This window comes from Bradyrhizobium viridifuturi, from assembly GCF_001238275.1.
Classification (GTDB): domain Bacteria; phylum Pseudomonadota; class Alphaproteobacteria; order Rhizobiales; family Xanthobacteraceae; genus Bradyrhizobium; species Bradyrhizobium viridifuturi.
The window spans coordinates 1-17,377 of the sequence record NZ_LGTB01000016.1; the positions used below are offsets into that span (position 1 = coordinate 1).

The following is a 17,377-nucleotide window of genomic DNA, read 5'->3' on the forward strand; positions in this document are numbered from 1 at the left end:
GCTCCACCGAGACCGTGTGCAGGAAGTCGTGATGGACGTCGTCCTCACGGGTCCACTGCACCTTGACCGGCGCGCGAGTTCCTTCGACAGCAAGGCCGCCTCCAGCGCGAAGTCGCATTTCGACTTGCGGCCGAAGCCGCCGCCGAGCAGCGTCACGTTGACGGTGACATTGTCCTCGGGGATCCCGAGCGTCTTGGCGACATCCTCGCGGGTGCCGCCGGGGCTCTGCACCGGCGCCCAGATCTCGGCCTTGTCGCCCGTCACATTGGCGACCGCGACCGGCGGCTCCATGCTGACATGGGCGAGATGCGGCAGGTAATATTCGCCGGTGATGACCTTGTCGGCGCTCTTCAGCGCCGCATCGACATCGCCTTCCTTGCGCACCACGAGGCCCGGCTTGCGCGCGGCCTCCTCGAGCGAGGCACGATAGGTGACCGAGTCGTACTTGGCGTTGGCGCCGTCATCCCAGACGATCTTGAGCTGGTCGCGGCCCTTGATCGCAGCGCCCGTGTTGCGCGCGATCACGGCGACGCCGCCGAGCGGCTGGAACTTGGACGGCCAGGGCCAGCCCTTGACCTCCATCACCTTCTCGACGCCCGGCACCTTCATCGCCGCAGCGTCGTCGAACGACTTCACCTTGCCGCCGGTCACCGGCGGACGGGCGATGACGGCGTATTTCATGCCGGGCAGGCGGGTGTCGGCGCCGTAATGCGCCTTGCCGGTGGTGATGTCGTGCAGGTCGACGATCGAGACCTGGCCCTTGCCGAGATAGCGGAAGTCCTTCGGATCCTTCAGCTTGAGGGTCTTGATGTCGGGCACCGCCTCCTTGGCGGCGTCGGCGGCGAGTTCGCCGAAGCTGGCCTTGCGTCCGCTCGCGGAATGCACGACCTCGTGGTTCTGCGCTTTCACCTCAGTGACCGGCACGCCCCATTTCTTGGCGGCGGCGGCTTCCAGCATCGTGCGCGCGGCGGCGCCGATCTGGCGCATCGGGATCAGATAGTGCCGCGTTGAGCGCGAGCCGTCGGTGTCCTGGTTGCCGAACTTGACCTCGTCGCCATGCGCCTGCTGGACATGGACGCGCGACCAGTCGGCCTCCATCTCCTCGGCGACGATCAAGGGCAGGCTGGTGCGGACGCCGGTGCCCATCTCGGAGCGGTGCGCCAGGATGGTGACGACGCCGTCGGGCGCGATCGCGACGAACACGCGCGGATCGACCACGACGCCGTGCGGCATCTTGCCGGCGCCGGTCTCATAGGCGAACGCCTGGCGCGTCATCACGGGCGCTGCGAGCACGAAGGAACCGGCGATGCCGAGCCCCTTGAGGATGCTGCGGCGCGACAGGTTCTCGACCTTCGCGTGCTTCTCGAAGCCGCGAAGTCTGTTCGGATTGGTGCGGATATTCATGTCACACCCCCGTCGATGCGAGATGCACGGCATTCTCGATCCGCTGGTAGCAGCCGCAGCGGCAGATATTGCCCGACATGGCTTCGCGGATCTGGTCGTGGTTCGGCTTCGGGTTCTGGTTCAAGAGTGCCGCGGCCTGCATGATCTGGCCGGCCTGGCAGTAGCCGCATTGCGGAACATTGACCTGGCGCCACGCCTTCTGCACCGGATGGTCGCCGGTCGGATGCAGCCCCTCGATGGTGGTGACCTCGCGGCCGGCCGCGTCGGAGACCGAGGTGATGCAGGCGCGCACCGCCTCCTTGTCGATGATCACGGTGCAGGCGCCGCACAGCGCCTGGCCGCAGCCGAACTTGGTGCCGGTGAGGCCGGCTTCGTCACGCAGATACCAGAGCAGCGAAAGATCCGGGTCGCCGTCCCAATTCTGTTCCTGGCCGTTGATTTTTAGTTTGATCATGGTCTGTCCTCGCTCTGCCTAAGCTATTGACCGGTTGCGGCGCGAGGTGCGGAACGTCTTCCATCGCCTGCGGCCGCGCTGATGTTTGTTTTGCCAAGATGTTTGTGAAGATGTTGGTGAGCCAAATTGCCGTGCGCCAAGGTTCTGCGCTTTGTTCCAAGCACTCCTCTTGCTTCTCGAGCGCCTTGCCCGGCGCAGCGTGGTGAAAGGGATGAGATGTTAGCAGAGCAAGGCGGCGAGTGACTTCACAGCCAGGTGTTTTGCATTTCCATTTGGCGAAAGCAGGGCCGCGCACGATCGAGACATGACAGCCGGAGGTGGCCGTCATGCAATCGGCGACCGCAATCGCTGTATCCGTGCGGATGCGACGCTGGGGGCCCGCGGGGCGCAGGGGCGTTCCCGGGCTGCTTGCCTGCCGAAACCATGGGCACGGCATGGTAAGCATGGATGACAAAATCCCCGCCGCAATGCACAAGGCACCTTGCGGCGGGGGGATTTCAAGGCTATTGCCTGTCCCTCAACGCTCCCTTCGTCTAGCGGTTAGGACGCGGCCCTCTCAAGGCTGAAACAGGGGTTCGATTCCCCTAGGGAGCGCCATTTTCACCCCGACATGCCTTCGCACTGAGGTCCCGCACGGTTTCACGCCGCGGCGAGCACCGGCTGTGCCGGCCGCCGCGTGATCAAGAGCGACAGCACGGCGGCGATGATGCCGGTCAGGCCCGCGATCATGAAGGCCTGCAGGTAGTCGCCCTGCGCCGAGCGTACGAAGCCGGCGAAGAACGCGGCGCAGGCGGCGCCGAGCTGATGGCCGGCGACCACCCAGCCGAACACCAGGGGCGCGTTCTTGTCGCCGAACGCCTCGTTGGCGATGCGCACGGTCGGCGGTACGGTGGCGATCCAGTCGAGACCATAGAACACCGCGAACACCGACAGGCTGACCAGCGAGAAGTCCGAATAGGGCAGGTAGATCAGCGACAGGCCGCGCAGCCCGTAATAGAAGAACAGCAGCTTGCGCGGATCGAACCGGTCGGTGAGCCAGCCCGACAGCGTGGTGCCGAACAGGTCGAAGAACCCCATTAGCGCGAGCAGGCTCGCCGCCTGCACCTCGACGATCCCGTGATCGCCGCAGAACGCGATCAGATGGGTGCCGACCAGGCCGTTGGTGGTGAAGCCGCAGATGAAGAAGGTCGCGAACAGGAACCAGACGCCCGCGTCTTCGCGGCGCGCACGAGGTTGCTGATCGCGGCGACGAACGGATTGCCGGCAGCCGGCGGTGCCGGTTGATCGTCATGCGCGCTGCCGAACGAGCGCAGGCCGATCGCGGCGGGCCGCTCCGGCACCAGGAAATACACCAGCGGGATCAGCGCCGCGCAGCACGCGGCGACCGTCAGCACCACAGGCTTCCAGCCGCCCCATGCCACCAGTGCCGCGAGGCCCGGCATGAAGATCAGCGTGCCGGTCGCGGTCGACGCGGTCAAAAGCCCCATGACGAGGCCGCGATTGGTGGTGAACCAGCGATTGACGATGGTGGCGCCGAGCACGTTGGCGACCGCGCCCGAGCCGATGCCGGACAACAGCCCCCAGCTCATGAACAATTGCCACGGCGCGGTCATGAAGTAGCTCATGCCGGTCGAGACCGACATCAGCACGAGCGCGCCGAGCACCGTGCGGCGGATGCCGAAGCGCTGCATCACCGCCGCTGCGAACGGGCCGGCGAGGCCATAGAGGAAGATGCCGACCGCGGCGGATGACGAGATCACGCCGACGTCCCAGCCGAACGCCGATTGCAGCGGCAGCATCAAGACGCCCGGCGTCGCGCGCAGGCCGGCGGAGGCGAGCAGCGCAAGGAAGATCACGGCGACCACGACGAAGGCGTAATTCTGGCCGAACGGGCGCCGGCGGACCGGGGCTTCTTGAAGGGCAGTGCTGGGCATGTTACTTACCGGTACGTGTTGCGATTGGGCGTGTATACGTACCGGTCAGTAACATTGTCAAGGGGGATTGAGGGAAGGTCCGAAGGAGCCGTCATGAAGAAAGCCGTCGAACCATCCGCCGAGCGTCCGGCCCGCGCTGCGGACCGCATCCGCGCCTCCGCCGGCGAGCTGTTCTACCGCGAGGGCATCCGCGCCGTCGGCGTCGACGAGGTGGTCGAGCGCGCCGGCGTCACCAAGCCGAGCCTCTATCGCAGCTTCGCCTCCAAGGACGAACTCGCCGCCGCCTATATGCGCGACTACGAAGCGAGCTTCTGGGAGAAGTTCGAGAAGCCCGGCGGCAAGTCATACAGCGATGCGCGCGAACACGTGCTGGCCTATATCCGCGTGCTGTCTGCCAACGCCGTGGCCGCGGGCTATCGCGGCTGCGGCCTGACCAACGCCACCGTGGAGTATCCGTCGCGGGACAATCCCGCGCGGCAGGTCGCCGAAGCGCACAAGAGACTGTTCCGCAAGCGCCTGCGCGAGCTCGCAGGCGGCATGGGCGCGCGCCACCCCGCGGTGCTCGGCGATGCGCTGCTGCTGCTGATCGAAGGCATCTATGTCACCGGCCAGCAGTCCGAAGACGGCCCGGCGCAGTCGGCGGTGACGGTCGCGAAGCTCCTGATCGATGCGAGCGTCGCGAAGGGATGACGTCGGGCGGAGGTCCGCCTGTCCCCGCAGGATCACCGGTTCCGGATAAGATCCGGAACAGGTGATCCAGGCCATTCGACGCATCGTTTCATTTCATTGAAACTGCCAAAAAGGCTTACGCGCTGTCAGCGTCGCGGCGGCGGCAGCGCAATGGATCGATGATGAAGTATGCTCGACTGCTCCTGTTCGTGGTCCTGGTGCTGGGAGCCGGATTTGCGATCGGTTATCTGAACAGGCCCGACGCCTGGTACGCAGCCTTGAGCAAGCCTGCGTTCAACCCGCCCAATTGGGTGTTCGCTCCGGTCTGGTCGATCGTCTATCTGTTGATCGCCGTTGCAGGCTGGCATGTTCGGGAGCAGGGCTCTGCTTTCAGCTGGCGCCTCTGGTTGGCGCAAATGGTCCTGAACTTCGCATGGTCGCCGATATTCTTCGGCCTGCATCAGCCCGGCGTTGCGCTTGCCGTCATCGTCGCCCTGCTGTCTGCAATCGTCGCCTTCCAGATCGCGACCTGGAACGCAGACCGGCTCAGCGCCATTCTCTTCGCACCCTACGCCTTGTGGGTGGCGTTTGCCTCGCTGCTGAACTTCGAGATTGCTCGCTTGAACTAGAGCATGATCCGGAAAAGTGCGAAGCGGTTTTCCGAATAGATCATGCTCAGATTAAAGACATGATCCGGAAAAGTGCGAAGCGGTCTTCCGAAGAGATCATGCTCAGACAAAGACATGATCCGGAAAAGTGCGCAGCGGTTTTCCGAAAAGATCATGCTCAAACAAGCGCTGAAGCGCGATGACGTTTCAAGCCCAGCGCCGAAACACCAGGCTGGCGTTGACGCCGCCGAATCCAAAGCCGTTCGAGATCGCGTGCTCGATCGGCATCCGCCGTGCAGCGTTCGCGACGAGGTCGATACCCCCAGCGGCCGGATCGGCGTTGTCCAAATTGAGCGTCGGCGGCGCGACCTGGTCGCGCAGCGCCAGGATCGTGAAGATCGCCTCGACGCCGCCGGCAGCGCCCAGCAGGTGCCCCGTCGCCGACTTGGTCGCGCTGACGGCAATGGCGCCGTCGCGCCCGAACACGCGCTTGATCGCTTCGAGTTCTGAGAGATCGCCGACCGGCGTCGATGTCGAATGCGCGTTGAGATGCTGGATCTCGCTCGCGCGCAAGCCGGCCTGCGCCAGCGCGATCTCCATCGCGCGGCGGGCGCCGTCGCCGTCCTCGGGACCTGCGGTGATGTGATAGCGTCCGCCGTCGTGCCGTAGCCGATGATCTCGGCGATCGGTGTCGCGCCGCGCCGCACGGCGTGCTCGAGCTCCTCGATCACGAGGATACCAGCGCCTTCGCCCATCACGAACCCGTCGCGGTCGCGATCGAACGGCCGCGACGCGTGGGCGGGCGTCTCGTTGAATGACGTCGACAGCGCCCGCGCCGCCGCAAAGCCGCCGAGGCTCACCGGATCGATGCAGGCCTCCGCGCCGCCGCAGATCGCGACGTCAGCCTCATTGCACCGGATCAGCCGCGCCGCATCGCCGATCGCCTGAACGCTCGCCGCGCACGCGGTCACCGGCGCGCCGATCGCGCCCTTGGTGCCATAGCGGATGCTGATATGCCCGGCCGCGAGATTGGCCAGGAAGGCGGGCACGGTGAACGGCGACAGGCGGCGCGTGCCGCTCTTCTCCACCGTGCGCACCGCGTCCGCGATCGCGGGAAACCCGCCGATCCCGGTCGCGATCACGGTCGCGGTGCGCTCCTGCGCGCGCGCCTCGGCCGGCATCCAGCCGGCCTGCGCCACAGCTTCCGCCGCCGCCAGCAGCGCGAACAGGATGAACCGGTCCATCTTCTTCTGGTCCTTGCGCGGCGCCGCCAGATCAGGATCGAACCCGCCCTCGGCATCAGAGGTCTTGTCAGGCACCTGGCCCGCGACGCGCGCCGGCAGGCTCATCGCCCACTCCGGCAATGCCCGCAGCCCGGACTGCCCCTTAAGCAGCCGCGACCAGACCAGTTCGGTGCCACAGCCCAGCGGGGACACTGTCCCCAGGCCCGTTACGACAATTCGACGCATGGTGCTCCTGTCGTGCTTGCCGGCGTAGGCAGGACTCGAACTACTGGGTTTCGAGCCGGTTCGATATATGACAACCGTCATTTATTATTCGACCGGTCAGGCGTCAAGGCGCTGTGTCACGCCGTTCGCCGGGGCCCCTAGAGCGTGATGTCTTTGCTTTGAATCGAGCAACGGGCTCCGCTTCACCTCGCCCCGCGTGCGGGGAGAGGTCGGAACGCATCGTGAGATGCGTTCCGGGTGAGGGGAGTCTCCGCGAACGCAACTATCACAGAATGCGCGCAAACGGCCCCTCACCCCAACCCTCTCCCCGTAAGAACGCGCCGAGGTAGCGTAGCGCCGTCGCTATTCGACCTAATCTCATCACGCTCCAGCGAGATGCTGACGGCGAAGCTGAAGCCTGAAACGCGGCGTCGGATCGGATATCAATGCCCAGGCGTACAGCCGAAGGGTTGGCAGGGATGTCCCGGATTGCAGATGCAAATGGTGCTGCCGCCGGGAGGCGGGGGCGGTGGATCGAGGTTGACCGACGGGATCGGTGGCGCGGAAATCGGCAGCGCATCTCCGTCGAAGGCGCAGGTGTCGGTGTCCCCCAACATGATGACGTGCGGCTTGCCGTCACTTTGCAGCCAGGTCTTGTTCGGCGATGAAGCCGACTGTTGGTAAACGTCCAGTCTCGAGTACAAGGTGACGGTGGTCTTGGGCGTGCCGCTCGCAGCGTAGCAAACCGTCGTGCAGTTTCTGGCGGGGCAACTGAGCGACTCCTGCAGAGTGCCTTCGAGGGCATGCGCCTGCGTTGCAGCGAATAATAGAAGCACGGTACCGACCACCCATCGCATAGCTCGCCCCCTACAAAAACTGAAAGTGAAGCTGAATGACGCTGACAATGCACTCAATTGATGCCTGATACCACTACTAGCATCATACTTGTCCCGCATCCTCCGCGTCGTGATCCCTCGACCAGCCGCAGCAATCGTAGCCCGGATGTGCGCAGCGACATCCGGGGAATGGTCCGTCCCCGCATGTCGCTGCGCTCATGCGGCTACTTGCTCTGAGTGGTGTCCAAGTCGCTAACGACTCCGGACGACAAGCCCCAAGCTCTACCGGCCCTCGATTCTATCCGTTGCTCGATACGCGCGCGGAAGGCATTCGCATATCGCAGCGCGCTCAGGCCCGATCAAAGTTACAACCCAATCGAGCGCCGTGGGCGGTACTCGCATCCTGGCTAAGTGGAGAGCATTGAAGACTGCGTCAGCGGCGCCGTCACGTCCCAATTCCGCGAGCACAGCGCTATGGACGAGCATGTCAAGAGTGCTCCCAATGGTCAGCCGCGGATATCGCTCGCGACACAGCCGTGTTGCCTTGCGCTCATCGATTAACGTGATCGCTCCTTTCTCAACACCGTAAGCAATCGTCGCGGCTTCGCCGTCGTCGAGGGTCGCATTACCTTGACCAACCACAAGGTCCTCGAAATGAGACTCGGTAAGATCGTCGAGTTTCGCTATCGAGATCAGTCTCGACGTAACGAGTTCGGCAACAAGCCGCCCATCATGACGGCCGCTCCGACGGTCTTCGAGGATTTCCCCCTGTACGACGTCGGTAATAACGAAGGGGTTCGGAATCGCTTTCAGAATGCGCGCCCCGTAGGCAGTGGCATTCAGATTGATTACCGTACTCGCATCGATAACAACCGGTGCCGTGGGGTCAATCAGGCATGAGAGCCCCATCGGCATCGCTCCCTTCCAATTCTAGGCCATCGAACAAACGCCGCAGTTCGATGCGGTCCAAGTGAAGCATGCGGGCGAGTTGGCCCTCGCTTAGCATTCCACGGCGCCAGGCTTCCCCCGCGAGAAGGGCAAGCCGAAGCGTGGTTGGCCTATCCGCATCTGCTTTGTGGACGTCGGGACCCGTCAGGTCGCCCAATACTTGAACGACCTGCTGATCACTGATGCCTCCATTCACTTGAAACCAGTCCCACGTGCCGGCCTTCGCCAGCTTAAGCTCCTCCAGTCGTCTGACTATCGCTTCACGTGAGACGCCAAAAAAATGGGCGAGAACGATGACATGCCGCCGGGTCAGTTTTTCCGATCCGACAGTAATCTCCTTGAATTTCTGCATGACCGCGCGAGCAGGGGTCATGAATGCTCTGCCGAAGGTGTTGGCGTAACGCTCTTCGCGGGAGTTCTCCGTCACTCCCTCTTCCAACACCTCCGGCTCCCGCCGCGTGGAAACCAGATGGCCAAGTTCGTGCGCAGCCGTTTGCGCGCGGCGATCGCGGGGATGATTGCCATTCAGAAGAATGCAAGCACCGAGCGCCTCATCGTATGCAAATATGCCGGAGATTCCGCCATCGATGCGTCGGATGTAGACGCGCACGCCGAGTTCAAGTTCTAGCAGGGTTACAATGTCGGAGATGGGGCTCAAACCCAGCCCGAGCCGCTGCCGCAGTTCAAGGGCATCCTGCTCCGCTTGCGCCCGAACGTCACCGGGAAGAATCGGTCGTTCCGGCGGATAGTTGCGCAGCGGCTGAACGCCGAGAAGTTGCTCCAACTCCGCTTCGGCTCGGGCGAGGTTCTCCAATTGCTTTACTGCAAGTTCGACCGCCCCATCGTCTTGCTGGAACAGTTTGCGGAATTTCGGAGTAAGGTCGGCGTGAACCGCCTCCTGACGCATCAATTCGTTGATCGACATCCGGTAGAGGTGCGCGAGCTTGCGCAGCTCATCAATTCGCACCCGCCGCTGCCCCTGCTCGATTGCAACCAAGGTGGTCCGCGAAAGTCCAACCGATTCCGCCGCGTCGGCTTGCTTGAGCTTCACGCGGTCGCGCGCTTCGCGGAGCCGTTCACCGACCTCCGTTGGCGGCATCGTATCAAGCAGACTGGTCATTGTTCGCCCATCGCGCAACAAATGACTGCGATCCCAAGGAGTTCATGTAGCTGTTCCATTCTTCTTTATGTTGGGAAAGTAGCCGATCCAGCTTTGGAGCGATGGCCGCTTCCGGTTCGCCTAGAGAACGCGCCAATTGAAAGACCGCAAGACTGAGAGAGCGTTCCGCCGCGCGAGATTGTTTCAAGTGTGCGAGATGATCGAGATGTAGTGTGCCAGCGATGGCATATTGCTTCTGAGCATGCGGCTTCTTGTTGTATCCTTCGGCCGCGCCCGCATCGAAAGTGGGGGCAGAGAGGTCTTCCCAGACATAAGTCTCTGCGGGTTCAGCAAGATCGGCGGCATGAACGCTTAGTCGGCGCAGCATGCAGGCCGCACAAATACCACACTGGCGCCGATGATGATCGACCGACACATGGCGGTTGTCCTGCCAGCACGATTTGGTCTTCCACCACTCATCATTCTTGCTGTTGTTCAATGCCATGTACGCCTTGAGCGTTTCACCTTTGGTGGACCACAGTCGCGGGAATGCGAATTCTATATCGGCACAGAGAAGCGCCTTGAAGAATGCCGTCATTTGCTTCATGAAACGGGGATGGTTGCGGTAGTCTTCATACGCCTGACCCACGGGGACAAGCGCCGGACCAAGCGCACCTTGTCCGCTCTCCGGAACGATGACCTTGCCCGCTTTAGCAAAATATGCAGCCGATCCGCTTAGTACAGCAAATTTGAACCCGCGTGACCGGGCGCTTGATTCAGCGAAGCGAGATCCGGAGGACTTCACCTGATACGGCAGCGTCATGAAAGGTTGCTTGCGGCCGGACGAATCTTTCGGCTGGTCTTTCCTTTTTGATCCGAGGCGGACACGGACCAGCCTATTGCCGTATTCCTCTGCCATCAACGCGCCGACCGCACGGGAATCGAGTCCGTCGCTAAACGGAATGACCGCCTCTGCTCCTGTATCCAGATGGAATAGCTTCTGCACCGGTTCAGAAATTGGCTTCTTGCGCTTCGTGAACGTAATTTTCCACTGATCGCCCGTCAGAAGCTCGAGTGCTTCATGCAAGGTGTCAGACACACTTTTCTGTTCCCAGATACGGAGATTGTGGACGGGCAGCCGCAGTTCAAAAGCGCGACCCCAACGCTGGGCTGGGCGGCGCTGTATGCGATCACAAAATTCGACGGATGCGGCCAACAACATGAGGTCGAAGACGACCGGTTCCCATTGCGCAAAAAAGTACGCTGCAAGATTATGCGTCTTAAAAACAAGATTAGTATCGATCTCGCAGGAGACCCGGCCTTGGCGCGGGCCTCCGCCGGCTTCATGCACATCAACTCGGACTGCGGGCAGTTCGTTGCTCACGGTAGGCTTACTCCGTCTTCAAGCCCTTGCTGCTTAACGGACTGGGGTTGAATGGTTGCGTCTAAGCCGCACAAGCGGCGTGCAAGCGCCGCAATCGGAGCGCTCGCGACAGCGTCTTCCATGCGGTTTCTGATACGGGTCGCCATAGCTTCGGGGCTCTGCTTGCGCAGATAATGCTCTTCTACCTGGCGGGGCCCCCGCGCCGCGCGGTTGCGCAAGGCGCTTTCGACACCATCACAAATGGCGTCGATGCCGCGCTTTCCGCTCGCCATCGATTGCATAACGTGATCGACGATCAGGCGCCGCATGGGATGTCCGGCGGAGAGATCCCTTCGTGCGGCCTCCAATTCGACTGACTTGTCTTGCCCAAACATGTCGATTTGCCGGGCATCGCCCACAATCGATCGGATAGCTCGGACGATTTCGCCGCAGCCTTCGTCGCGCCACGTCTCCTCCAAAGCCGGGACAACACGTCCAGCGACTTCATTCGGCTCAAAAGCTGCTTTGTGTGCCCACTCCGCAAACCTCTTCCAGGCGGGCGTCATATTCAGACTTTTGTAGGGACCATCACTCATGGCGATCCTCCATGTCAAAAATATAAACAAAAAATCTGACAATGTCAAATTCACTATTTCTTGCTCATTTAAAGCTGAAAAACTACGTAGCGCTATCTAGACGAGTGGATACATTCCGATTTCGATGAAAGGCGACACGTTCGCAGGGGCTCGCTCGTGCCCGCCGTCGTCCTGACCGAGTTGGAGATCGATAGCGCTCTCGTGTGGATATCAGTCGCGAAAGACGAAACATCGCCGTTCGCGGTCCCCGTTGTGCTCATTCCGGTGCTGAAAGACCGGTGCTTTACCCACGAGGGCAGAGATGGACCCGGAAACCCTTAAGGTTGGTGCAATCGCTATCAATCTCGTCGTTGAAGCCTTCAAAGCCTTAAAAGCGATACTGCCCAAAGCCGAAGAATACGATCGCCGTCTGCAGAAGGACGTAGTTGTCGCGATCCGATCGCTCTACTTTACGCCTCGCGGCATCCTTAGCTTGCTACGACAGGTGGTCGACGGCGAGGAATTATCCCACAAACGGATCCAGCAGGCGCTCAATGATTTCAACGACCGGGAATGGGAAATCGCTCGTACGCTCGTTCGCATCGAGCGAACGCGACTTCATGGGGAGTTGGGCCTTAGCTTAAGCACGCTCCGCGCGCTGGACGTTCTTAGCTCTGGGAAGGCCGGGTTGCGCCATGCCGTTCAGGAAGAAGTCAACCTATACGGCCAACACGGGGTGAAGCCGAACAAGGGTGCCGCAAAGCGCTTGATGACCGCTATCGAGAAGCTGAACGCACAAATTGAGGATATCGATGGCGTCGTGAATAACCGAGCCCGAAGCGGCCCGCCTCGGAAGCCGCCCGCTACGAAACGGGGCAAGGCCGCCAAGAAGCCGGCGCCGAAGAAGGCCCGAAAAGCTCTAAGCCCATGAGCCGGCCATGATGTTCTGGGTGGTGCGCCAAGACTTGCCCGTCGTTGCGCTGAGGGAATTGCGGTGACAGCGCACTCGAATACTTGTCGTCGCGACGATTCATCTCAATCGCGGCTTCGGTTCAACACGTGCGGGGCCGATCACGTTCGAATGACCTTTCAATTGCATACACAGTGTGCCGTCAATCGTGACTTGTCCGAGCAAAGCGGTGTGACTTCATCCCCTCGATAAGCTTCCTTGCTTCCCCCAACAACGCCCGCATCTCCGTCCGCTCCGCGATCGCATCCCTGGTGAACAGGCCGTGCTTGCGCGCGTTCCGGTTTGCCTTCGGCGCGCCGGATCCCTTTGCGCCGCCGTGCATACGGCAGCGCCTCTTGCCGCGCACCGCCGGCGCGCGGCACGCGTCGCCGGTGCGGGTCTTGGCGCCGCAGCGCGGGCTCGCCTGCATCGGGCCCGTCGTGCTGATGGGATCGCTCATGCCTGGGCGTCCTGTCTGGCATCGGCTGGCTCATGCGCTCGCCTGGCGCTCGCGGCCTTCGGCGTCCGCGTCGCGGATGCCGGGGTCTGGTCGGAGACGATCACGCTCGCATGCTGGGTGACGTTGCCGACGATGGCGTTGCCGCCGTCCTCCACCTTCACATTCTGCACGGTGATGGCGGGCTCGCCATGGCTGCGGTAGCGGTTCAGCGCCTCGATCTGGGCGGGAAAGGTGCGGGCGAGCCGGCCGAGGGCGCGCGCCGCGCTGTCGTGCTGGGCGAGGTCGTCGGCATGCGCGAGGTGCTGGGCGCAGCGCATCGCCATCACATGCACCGAAACCATCTGCGCCACCAGCATGGCCTCGACGGCATCGCGCGGGCGAATGCTCTTCACCATCGAGAGCATGAAAGCGAGGTTGACCTCGCTGGGCTTGCCGCCGCTCACGCTGGCCCTGACCAATTGCCTGAGGATGCCGTCCATCGCGTCGCGATCGGCGACCCCGAGCGCGTTCGCCATCAGCCGCTCGCCGAGCTTCCGGTCAGGGTGGTCGATCGCGTAGCCGCGCCGCGAGAGCTTGATGCGCGGGAGTATGGCGGCTTGCGGCTCGCCGGGGGCGGCGGCCGGCGTCGGCACGGTGAGATCGGGGGCAGTGGTCATGTCGATATTCCCTGGAATGCGCAGGCCGCGCGCAGGCGATCGTCCGCTGCGGGCGGCGGTGGCGATGTCGATGTGGGTTAAGGATGTCCGGCCGCGATCGCAGCCGGCGAGCCCGCATTTGCGGGCGAGGGGGCGCCTGTGGGGCGCTTGCGCGATTTCGGAATATTGGAAATATGCCCCTGATTTGCCCGACGTGTCAAGCCGCCCGGGCGAGCGCCGGCGGCGGGCCTGCTGCTTTGCATGGGGTTGTTTTCGCGCTTTTCGCCACGCGCATCTTTTGCGGCGAGTTCCGCCACCGTCATCAGCGATGAGGCCGGCACGGCGCGGTGCGACATCTGCGCTCGCGGATCCCTGCGCGTGGCCGCCTGCGCGTCCCGCAACCCTCAATCCGAAGACATCGGGGTGCGGATCGTTATACTGGCGACATCTTTGCGACAGGGCTCGAGACCCGCATCTGAGGACGCCACCGAATGAGCGAGACCATTGGCTACCCCGATCCCGGCCTCGATCTGTCCGATGGTTTCAAGCCGCACACCTCGCATTGGGGCGTGTTCTCGGCGCGGCTCGGCCAGGACGGTCTCGAAGTCCGGCCCTATGGCGGCGATCCCGATCCGAACGGCATCATCGACAACTTCCCCGGCGCGCTGCGCCACCAGGCGCGCATCGGCCAGCCGGCGATCCGCCGCGGCTGGCTGGAGCGCGGCCCGGGGCCCGACGATCGCCGCGGCCGCGACGAGTTCGTCTCGGTCAGCTGGGAGCAGGCGCTCGATCTGCTCGGCGGCGAGCTTTCGCGCATTCGCGACACGGTCGGCCCCGGCGCGGTGTTCGGCGGCTCCTATGGCTGGTCGAGCGCGGGTCGCTTCCATCACGCGCAGAGCCAGGTGCATCGCTTCCTCAACATCGCGCTCGGCGGCTATGTCCGTTCGGTGAACACCTATTCCTCCGGCGCGTCCTCGGTGCTGCTGCCGCAGATCCTCACCGGCTACGAGGACATCACCAAGCGCAACGTCACCTGGGAGCAGATCGCGGCCGAAACCGACATCGTGCTGGCGTTCGGCGGCATGGCGCTGAAGAACTCGATGGTCGCCGGCGGCTCGATCAGCAAGCATGTCGAGCGCGGCGCGATGCAGGCGGCGCACCGCCGCGGCTGCGAGTTCGTGCTGGTCAGCCCGCTGCGCGACGATCTCCCGGTCGAAGCCGGCGCCGAATGGCTGACGGCTGTGCCCGGCACCGACACCGCGCTGATGCTCGGCATCGTCCACACCCTGGTGGGCGAAGGCCTGCACGACCAGGCCTTCCTCGATCGCTACACCGAGGGCTGGCCGGTGTTTTTGCGCTATCTTACCGGCGAGAGCGATGGCGTGGCGAAGAGCGCCGAATGGGCCGCGTCGATCTGCGGCATCGATGCCGGCACCATCAAGGCGCTGGCGCGGCGGCTCGCCGGGCGGCGCGCGCTGATCACCGTCTCGCATTCATTGCAGCGCGCCGAGCATGGCGAGCAGCCGGTGTGGATGGGCATGGTGCTGGCGGCGGTGCTCGGCCAGATCGGCCTGCCCGGCGGCGGCTACGCCTATTCGCTCGGCGCGATCGGCTATTACGGCCGCCGCGTCAACGACGTGCCCGGGCCGACGCTCGGCCAGGGCAAGAACGGCGTCGCCGACTTCATTCCGGTGGCGCGCATCGCCGACATGCTGCTCAATCCCGGCACCACCTATCGCTACAATGGCGAGACGCGGACCTATCCGGATATCCGCCTGGTCTATTGGGCCGGCGGCAATCCGTTCCACCATCACCAGGACCTCAACCGCCTGCGCAAGGCGTTTGCGCGGCTCGACACGTTGGTGGTGCACGAGCTGGCCTGGACCGCGACCGCGCGCCACGCCGACATCGTGCTGCCCGCGACCATGACGCTGGAGCGCGAGGACATCGGCTATTCCACCAACGATCCCCTGATGGTCGCGATGCACCGCATCGCCGAGCCGTTCGGCCTCGCACGCGACGACTACGACATCTTCGCCGATCTCGCCGAGCGGCTCGGGGCCCGCGAGCCCTTCACCGAAGGCCGCACGTCGCGCGAGTGGCTGCAACATCTCTATGAACCGACCCGCAAGGTGCTCGCCGCGCGCGGGCTCGAGGCGCCTGATTTCGAGGAGTTCTGGGCGCGCGGCAGCCTGGTGGTGCCGCAGCATCTCGACGATGGCGGCTCGCTGCGCCGTTTCCGCGAGGACCCGGTCGCGCGTCCGTTGCCGACGCCGAGCGGCCGCATCGAGATCTTCTCGCAGAAGATCGCAGGTCACGGCGATGCCGATTGTCCGGGCCATCCGGTCTGGCTCGCGAAGACTGACACGCCGACACCGGATTCGCCGTGCTTCCTGGTCGCCAACCAGCCGGTGACGCGGCTGCACAGCCAGCTCGATTTCGGCGGCCATTCGCTTGACGCCAAGCATCGCGGCCGCGAGGTCGCACGCATGAACCCGCGCGATGCTGCGGCGCGCGGCATCACTGATGGCGACATCATCCGCATCTTCAATTCGCGCGGAGCATGTCTGGCCGCGGTGCATGTCACCGACGGCATCGCGCCCGGCGTGGTGCAGCTGCCGACCGGCGCCTGGTACGACCCGATGGACCCCGAGGACGAGGCGCCGCTGTGCGTCCACGGCAATCCGAACGTGCTGACGCGCGACATCGGCACGTCATCCTTCGCGCAGGGCTGCACCGGGCAGCTGACGACGGTTCAGGTCGAACGCTTCAACGGCAATCTGCCGCCGGTCCGGGCGTTCGATCCGGCCTAGTTTCACAGGGAGATCACGAACAAATCATCCGTCGGCGCTGGATGGCGCCGATGCGTTCGGCTACGGCATCACACATCCGCCCCCTGATTTGTGGACCCGCCGAGATGCACCTGAAAGCCCTGTTTCTTGCCGTCGCCGCCACCGTCGCGCTCGGTTCGTCCAATGCATCGGCGCAATCGGCCGCTGAACCGGCCTATGGGCCGGAGTTGCAGGGTTTCGAATATCCCTATCCGGTGCAGCATTATCGCTTCAGCTCGCAGGGGCAGGAGCTCGACATGGCCTATCTCGACGTCAAGCCGGCGACGCCGAACGGCCAGACCGCGGTGCTGCTGCACGGCAAGAATTTCTGCGCCGCGACCTGGGACGGCACCATCAAGGCGCTCAGCGGCGCCGGCTATCGCGTGATCGCGATGGATCAGATCGGATTCTGCAAGTCCAGTAAGCCGGAGGGCTATCAGTTCACCTTCCAGCAGCTCGCCGGCAACAGCCGCGCGCTGCTGGCTTCTCTCGGGATCGATCGCTCAATCATGGTCGGCCATTCGACCGGCGGCATGCTCGCGATGCGCTACGCGCTGATGTATCCCGACGCCACCGATCGCCTGGTGCTGGTCGATCCGATCGGGCTCGAAGACTGGAAGGCCAAGGGCGTGCCGTGGCTCAGCCTCGACGGCTGGATGCAGCGCGAGACCCGCGTCACCGCCGACGGCATCCGCGCCTATGAGCGCGCCACCTACTACGCCGGCACCTGGGATCCGTCCTACGAGGTGTGGGTGCAGATGCTGGCCGGCATGTATCGCGGGGAGGACCGTGCCGCCGTGGCGTCGAGCTCGGCGCGGCTCTACGACATGATCGCAACCCAGCCGGTGTTCTACGAATTCGAGCAGATCAAGCCGCCGACACTGCTGTTCGTCGGCGACAAGGACACCACCGCGATCGCCAAGGACACCGCGCCGCCGGAAATCCGCAAGACGCTCGGCAATTATCCGGTGCTCGGCAAGGAGGCCGCCAAGCGGATCCCGCATATCCAGCTGATCGAATTCCCCGACCTCGGCCATTCACCGCAGATCCAGGCGCCGGCGCGCTTCCACGCAGCGCTGCTCGGCTGGCTGCAGCATCCGGAGACCGGGCGCGGCGCTGGTCAAGTAGCGGCCGTGCGGCTCAGGGCAGGGTGATTGGGGACGA

The 17,377-nt window shown here is 63.7% G+C and carries 14 protein-coding genes, 1 tRNA gene and 3 pseudogenes; 6 read left to right on the forward strand and 12 right to left on the reverse strand.

Going from position 1 to position 17,377, the window contains the following annotated elements:
* A pseudogene (locus tag ALC15_RS16085) lies at nucleotides 1-1,404 on the reverse strand (xanthine dehydrogenase family protein molybdopterin-binding subunit); the annotation flags it as partial.
* Between the two features lies 1 nt (nucleotide 1,405).
* Complete coding sequence (locus ALC15_RS16090) at nucleotides 1,406-1,858, reverse strand: (2Fe-2S)-binding protein (protein ID WP_050628086.1); 453 nt, start codon at nucleotides 1,856-1,858, stop codon at nucleotides 1,406-1,408.
* A 522-nt stretch (nucleotides 1,859-2,380) separates the two neighbouring features.
* Here ALC15_RS16090 and ALC15_RS16095 point away from each other — a divergent pair.
* A tRNA-Glu gene (locus ALC15_RS16095) sits at nucleotides 2,381-2,455 on the forward strand.
* 42 nt (nucleotides 2,456-2,497) lie between these two features.
* Here ALC15_RS16095 and ALC15_RS16100 read toward each other — a convergent pair.
* A pseudogene (locus ALC15_RS16100) lies at nucleotides 2,498-3,792 on the reverse strand (MFS transporter).
* 93 nt (nucleotides 3,793-3,885) lie between these two features.
* Here ALC15_RS16100 and ALC15_RS16105 point away from each other — a divergent pair.
* Both ALC15_RS16105 and ALC15_RS16110 read left to right on the forward strand, forming a co-directional pair.
* On the forward strand, nucleotides 3,886-4,482 hold the full coding sequence (locus ALC15_RS16105) for a TetR/AcrR family transcriptional regulator (protein WP_050628087.1): 597 nt from the start codon (nucleotides 3,886-3,888) through the stop codon (nucleotides 4,480-4,482).
* A 188-nt stretch (nucleotides 4,483-4,670) separates the two neighbouring features.
* Nucleotides 4,671-5,090: a TspO/MBR family protein gene (locus ALC15_RS16110; protein ID WP_347336291.1), complete on the forward strand. Its 420-nt coding sequence runs from the start codon at nucleotides 4,671-4,673 to the stop codon at nucleotides 5,088-5,090.
* A 186-nt stretch (nucleotides 5,091-5,276) separates the two neighbouring features.
* Here the strand turns inward: ALC15_RS16110 and fabF are convergent.
* From fabF to ALC15_RS16140, 6 genes and pseudogenes are all read right to left on the reverse strand, one after another.
* Nucleotides 5,277-6,538 (reverse strand): annotated as a pseudogene (gene fabF / locus ALC15_RS16115) (beta-ketoacyl-ACP synthase II).
* 422 nt (nucleotides 6,539-6,960) lie between these two features.
* Nucleotides 6,961-7,374: a hypothetical protein gene (locus ALC15_RS43335; protein WP_128089523.1), complete on the reverse strand. Its 414-nt coding sequence runs from the start codon at nucleotides 7,372-7,374 to the stop codon at nucleotides 6,961-6,963.
* Nucleotides 7,375-7,635: 261 nt separating this feature from the next.
* Complete coding sequence (locus ALC15_RS16125; protein WP_050628090.1) at nucleotides 7,636-8,268, reverse strand: PIN domain-containing protein; 633 nt, start codon at nucleotides 8,266-8,268, stop codon at nucleotides 7,636-7,638.
* Nucleotides 8,240-9,421 (reverse strand): XRE family transcriptional regulator, encoded by a 1,182-nt coding sequence (locus tag ALC15_RS16130; RefSeq protein WP_050628091.1) that lies wholly within the window; start codon nucleotides 9,419-9,421, stop codon nucleotides 8,240-8,242. The genes ALC15_RS16125 and ALC15_RS16130 overlap by 29 nt, the downstream gene beginning before the upstream one ends.
* Nucleotides 9,405-10,784: a 7-cyano-7-deazaguanine synthase gene (locus tag ALC15_RS16135; RefSeq protein WP_050628092.1), complete on the reverse strand. Its 1,380-nt coding sequence runs from the start codon at nucleotides 10,782-10,784 to the stop codon at nucleotides 9,405-9,407. Before ALC15_RS16135 ends, ALC15_RS16130 begins: the two co-directional genes overlap by 17 nt.
* Nucleotides 10,781-11,359 (reverse strand): hypothetical protein, encoded by a 579-nt coding sequence (locus ALC15_RS16140; protein WP_128089524.1) that lies wholly within the window; start codon nucleotides 11,357-11,359, stop codon nucleotides 10,781-10,783. Before ALC15_RS16140 ends, ALC15_RS16135 begins: the two co-directional genes overlap by 4 nt.
* Before the next feature lie 301 nt (nucleotides 11,360-11,660).
* Here ALC15_RS16140 and ALC15_RS16145 point away from each other — a divergent pair, with 301 nt between their 5' ends.
* A complete protein-coding gene (locus tag ALC15_RS16145) occupies nucleotides 11,661-12,269 on the forward strand; it encodes a hypothetical protein (RefSeq protein ID WP_050628094.1) in 609 nt (202 codons plus the stop codon).
* A gap of 181 nt (nucleotides 12,270-12,450) precedes the next feature.
* Here ALC15_RS16145 and ALC15_RS16150 read toward each other — a convergent pair whose 3' ends face one another.
* From ALC15_RS16150 to ALC15_RS43340, 3 genes are all read right to left on the reverse strand, one after another.
* Nucleotides 12,451-12,747, reverse strand: a complete 297-nt coding sequence (locus tag ALC15_RS16150; protein ID WP_050628095.1) for an HGGxSTG domain-containing protein — start codon at nucleotides 12,745-12,747, stop codon at nucleotides 12,451-12,453.
* Nucleotides 12,744-13,403 (reverse strand): hypothetical protein, encoded by a 660-nt coding sequence (locus ALC15_RS16155; RefSeq protein ID WP_050628096.1) that lies wholly within the window; start codon nucleotides 13,401-13,403, stop codon nucleotides 12,744-12,746. The genes ALC15_RS16150 and ALC15_RS16155 overlap by 4 nt, the downstream gene beginning before the upstream one ends.
* A gap of 77 nt (nucleotides 13,404-13,480) precedes the next feature.
* Nucleotides 13,481-13,738 (reverse strand): hypothetical protein, encoded by a 258-nt coding sequence (locus tag ALC15_RS43340; protein WP_128089525.1) that lies wholly within the window; start codon nucleotides 13,736-13,738, stop codon nucleotides 13,481-13,483.
* Between the two features lie 135 nt (nucleotides 13,739-13,873).
* Between ALC15_RS43340 and ALC15_RS16160 the strand changes: the two genes are divergently transcribed.
* A complete protein-coding gene (locus tag ALC15_RS16160) occupies nucleotides 13,874-16,195 on the forward strand; it encodes a molybdopterin guanine dinucleotide-containing S/N-oxide reductase (protein ID WP_050628097.1) in 2,322 nt (773 codons plus the stop codon).
* Between the two features lie 104 nt (nucleotides 16,196-16,299).
* Nucleotides 16,300-17,367, forward strand: a complete 1,068-nt coding sequence (locus ALC15_RS16165) for an alpha/beta fold hydrolase (protein WP_050628098.1) — start codon at nucleotides 16,300-16,302, stop codon at nucleotides 17,365-17,367.
* Nucleotides 17,368-17,377 lie beyond the last annotated feature (10 nt).

What these genes read in the sequence shown, in the direction of transcription:
- ALC15_RS16125 (WP_050628090.1), bottom strand. Translation starts at nt 8,268, where the DNA reads ATGCCGATGGGGCTCTCATGCCTGATTGACCCCACGGCACCGGTTGTT.
- ALC15_RS16130 (WP_050628091.1), bottom strand. Translation starts at nt 9,421, where the DNA reads ATGACCAGTCTGCTTGATACGATGCCGCCAACGGAGGTCGGTGAACGG.
- ALC15_RS16150 (WP_050628095.1), bottom strand. Translation starts at nt 12,747, where the DNA reads ATGAGCGATCCCATCAGCACGACGGGCCCGATGCAGGCGAGCCCGCGC.
- ALC15_RS16160 (WP_050628097.1), top strand. Translation starts at nt 13,874, where the DNA reads ATGAGCGAGACCATTGGCTACCCCGATCCCGGCCTCGATCTGTCCGAT.
- ALC15_RS43340 (WP_128089525.1), bottom strand. Translation starts at nt 13,738, where the DNA reads ATGTCGCACCGCGCCGTGCCGGCCTCATCGCTGATGACGGTGGCGGAA.
- ALC15_RS16165 (WP_050628098.1), top strand. Translation starts at nt 16,300, where the DNA reads ATGCACCTGAAAGCCCTGTTTCTTGCCGTCGCCGCCACCGTCGCGCTC.
- ALC15_RS16105 (WP_050628087.1), top strand. Translation starts at nt 3,886, where the DNA reads ATGAAGAAAGCCGTCGAACCATCCGCCGAGCGTCCGGCCCGCGCTGCG.
- ALC15_RS16145 (WP_050628094.1), top strand. Translation starts at nt 11,661, where the DNA reads ATGGACCCGGAAACCCTTAAGGTTGGTGCAATCGCTATCAATCTCGTC.
- ALC15_RS16155 (WP_050628096.1), bottom strand. Translation starts at nt 13,403, where the DNA reads ATGACCACTGCCCCCGATCTCACCGTGCCGACGCCGGCCGCCGCCCCC.
- ALC15_RS43335 (WP_128089523.1), bottom strand. Translation starts at nt 7,374, where the DNA reads ATGCGATGGGTGGTCGGTACCGTGCTTCTATTATTCGCTGCAACGCAG.
- ALC15_RS16090 (WP_050628086.1), bottom strand. Translation starts at nt 1,858, where the DNA reads ATGATCAAACTAAAAATCAACGGCCAGGAACAGAATTGGGACGGCGAC.
- ALC15_RS16140 (WP_128089524.1), bottom strand. Translation starts at nt 11,359, where the DNA reads ATGAGTGATGGTCCCTACAAAAGTCTGAATATGACGCCCGCCTGGAAG.